3 protein-coding genes are annotated in these 3,717 nt (G+C 43.2%); 2 read left to right on the plus strand and 1 reads right to left on the minus strand.

Annotation, left to right across the window (positions count from 1 at the left end):
• Positions 1-146: 146 nt before the first annotated feature.
• Both RID09_RS21520 and RID09_RS21525 read left to right on the plus strand, forming a co-directional pair.
• A complete protein-coding gene (locus RID09_RS21520; protein ID WP_446337962.1) occupies positions 147-596 on the plus strand; it encodes a hypothetical protein in 450 nt (149 codons plus the stop codon).
• Positions 597-984: 388 nt separating this feature from the next.
• Positions 985-1,788, plus strand: a complete 804-nt coding sequence (locus tag RID09_RS21525; RefSeq protein WP_446337963.1) for an IS110 family transposase — start codon at positions 985-987, stop codon at positions 1,786-1,788.
• Between the two features lie 257 nt (positions 1,789-2,045).
• On the opposite strand, the gene RID09_RS21530 is transcribed toward RID09_RS21525, so the two are convergent.
• Positions 2,046-3,717 (minus strand): IS1634 family transposase (locus RID09_RS21530; protein ID WP_446337964.1); only part of this gene is annotated, 1,672 nt, incomplete at its 5' end.

The following is a 3,717-nucleotide window of genomic DNA, read 5'->3' on the forward strand; positions in this document are numbered from 1 at the left end:
CTAAGGCTTTTTCAAGGTTTTTTTTAGATTTAACTATAACGCCTTGCAAACTAAGAAGTTGAGTAAGCTGTTTCTTCATTTTTCGACTGTGTTTATTCAGGTATTAACTAACATTTTAGCATAATAAGTCCTGAAGAACCATAATTATGCACAACGGATACAACTATCGAACACTCAACCCCTGGGAACAAACAGCACTAGAACACCTATCAGCAATGATTGGGGAAATAATCGGTGCAGGTTTTGAAGACCCCAGCTGCTTAATGGAACGAGTAAGTAATATGGTCTTGGAACTTAGCTACTGGGATACACCAAATAACCATGATGACTCAGTAACTAATCTGCCCAATAACGCAATAACTGTGAACGAAGAAATCGAAGCGATCACAAGTTCATACTCTGATACCCAACCCAAATACATCTACTACGGAGCTTCTGGGGAAGACGGCGACAAAGAAATAAATCCTAGCTGGGGTGACTCTGAAGAAGAAGAGACCCAAGTGCCAGGATTTCAAGACATAGACTACGAAACAGCCTACATATATGCGAATCGTCCAGATCCAGAAGTAGAAGACGAAGACGATATTCCTTATTAAACCTTCTCGCACCCTACCTTCTAATTTAAGAAGGGGGGCTGCGGTAAGGTGTCAAACTTACCGCTTGAGCTTCAGAAATGGAGCATCACCAGACGCAGTAGGCACGCAGTTTTACCGTGAAATGACCCAAAAGGTTTTGACTTTTCGTGACTGCACCTACTGCATTACTTGACCAATATTATACCATAAGTCCGCCTGACGAGCTAGATACAACTCATCTAGCTAAACACTCATAGTGTCGCGGCTTAGAGTTGACAATCTACGCCGTCTAACCTTCTGGTTAGTTACCTGCTACCCGGTTTCAGAGTGAATTGATTTCACAATTTCAGGAGATTCTCGACTGGGTACTTGTTGCAGGTTTATTCTCCTACTTACAGAACCTTGAAAAATGAAAAGAATCTTAGGCGGTGACATCTGTAAAGACCGCGTGGTCTGTTGGCTACTTGAAGAAAGACCCAACGACCTGCGAAGCTATTGGAAGTCTGAAGTCAAATCAAGATCTAAAGATCCAGTAGAGGATGAAATGACTTTCTACTTCACAAAGACGGGAATATCCCATCTGCTCGAAGTAAAGCCAGATGCAATTGTTTTAGAACCGACCGGAGTTCATTACTCCTGGCTACTAGCTCACATCTGTCAGTGTGAAGGAATTGAAGTGTTATGGGTCGGACACTGCGAGGCTACTCATTATCGGAAAAGTCACAAGCTCCCCGATAAGAACGACTTGGCGGACGCCCTAGCCCTAGCCGCTTACTCTCATGATCACTGGGGAAAACCTGATAAGTTCCTCCAGTTTGAACCAGGACCTATCGTACAAATCCGAGATCTGTATTTACAGATGAAATCCCTAACCCGTGTACAATCACCAATCATTAATCGGGTACGACAGCAACTGTGCAGGGAGTTTCCCGAAGCAGCTTTCAAAAATTCCCAGCCGGGAAAAGACGGATTAATACCGCTATGGGCATGGCTCGGAAATGTTGAACGCAAGGACGTAAGGCGTAACTTTTACTATGACCGGCTCTACGATAAATCAGTGGCAAAAGAGTATGGCATTGAAATCAGCCAATTTTCTCAACGATACGCCGTAATGCTTTGTCAAATCCACTCATGGGAACATGAAGCAGAACAGAAACTAGCAGAACTGATTTATAGCAAGTCGCTCTGGTGTATTTACAACTCCCGTACCTGAGGCTGAGTCCAGATGAGATGTTCGTACAAACAAAGTGTAATTAGACCAGCGCGAAGCGCTATACCTCCCACAATTCAGAGAATATAACCAGATCTTCGATAAATTCGGGATCGGGCTACGACTAAGAGCGCTGCTACTATGCCACATCTACCCACTGAGCAAATTTGAATCATTGGGTAGTTTTAAACTGAAGTTCCCCTTTGACAAATCGCTACACCGTATGCATATCCAGGCTTAGGGCGATTTTGCTCTTGGCTTCACTGGGTACATATCAGGCTGACGCCCAATAAATCTAAAGCCTTTCTTTGTACCGGAGTAGGTTCTGTTACCTTGTCAAAGTCGAAATTTACACTTGGGATATTAGACTGAATTCGATTGTTAACAATTGTGCCTAAATCAGCCAACAGGGTTTGAAAGCTATGCACGGGTAAATTATCGACTGTCCGCTTCTTTTGAGCTTTAGAAGAAGCGGAATCGCTCCGAACTGAGTGGGTGACTATTCCTTCACGTAACCTAAGAGCATTTTCCCAATCATCTTCATCGAAAAGAAGTGGAGCTAGACATCGGCGCATATGCCATTCTACATAGTACGCCAACATACATAAGAAAACATGGGCTTTGACTCTATCACTCTTTGGATGATAGATAGGACGTACCTTTAAGTCAATGGTTTTGTAGCTGCGAAAAGCTTGCTCAACTTTAGATAAGCTTTTATAAGCTTTGACAGTATCTTCGGCTGTCAATGTTTCTTCGGGGACAGAAGTTCTCACCACATATAAGCCATCTAATGTAGCTTCTTCATTGATGCTTTCTCGGTTTCTTTGGTAAGTAAAGCTATCGGGAGTTATCTGAATTTGGAAATGTTTAGCCACACCATACTTGTTGATAACTTCACCCACTTTGAGTCCAATTTCAGCTTCACCCCGTAGGGGGCATCTTTGCCGCGATGTGGCGCTGACTATTTTATCTAATTTCTGCTCAGTGGCTTGTAATAACTCTTCTCGATTTCTCTTTCTAACTTCTGCTAACAAGGGATTCCGACAGGCGACTAATCTCTCTCCAGGATAGTCTTCACAGGTAATTTCAGCTAGGTCTTTTTCATCAAATAGAGACAGTTGTATGTACGACTGGTTCACCAGTTTCCGGATTTGGCTTGAACGCAGCGCCGTTATCCAATCTACTCCTGCTGTTTCATAAAGGTCTTCTCTGATTCTAGCTTGTGTTATCATGCCCCTGTCCCCCACCCAGATTATTTTCTTTAATCCAAACCGAGTGCGGACTTTTTCTATCTGTTGGGTTAATGTACTAGGGTCGGCTGTATTTCCCTCAAATACTTCGACAGAAATCGGACATCCTTGGGCGTTACATAATAATCCAAATACGATTTGCAGTTTCCCTTTTTTCTTGTCTCTATTATACCCGAATTGTGCCAAAGGACAAGTCTTTCCTTCAAAATATGTTGAGCTGACATCATAGAGAACTAATGTTCCTTCAACCAGATGGATAGCGGCTAAACTGTTTTCTATCTCCTCTTGCCGAGACAAGAGCCAGTCCATCGCTAAATAGAGTTCATCTTCGTCCGTCCCAGACAATCCCAATAGTTCTCCTAGACTGGATAGTTTGGTCGCTTCTTGTAATCCTCTCGCTGTGGCTAATTTCGACTTAGGGGCAATAATCCTTGCCGCTATCATCGATAGCACTAATCGTCTGTTACGTGTGTTTTCGCTGCTGATGATTGAGTCTAATCCTATTTTTTTTATCGTTCCGAGTACAGCAGCAACGTGACCGTGAGGGCGAGAGCGAACTATGTTAAACGCCTCCTCTATGTCTTCGATGGCTTTGCCACCTTTGAGGAGAATCTTTAAACCATCTACCGCTTCATCCGGCAATTTGGACAGGTTAGCTAGAGTCCGTTTACGCACTTTCTTT

Source organism: Coleofasciculus sp. G1-WW12-02 (assembly GCF_040219735.1).
Lineage (GTDB): Bacteria > Cyanobacteriota > Cyanobacteriia > Cyanobacteriales > Coleofasciculaceae > Coleofasciculus.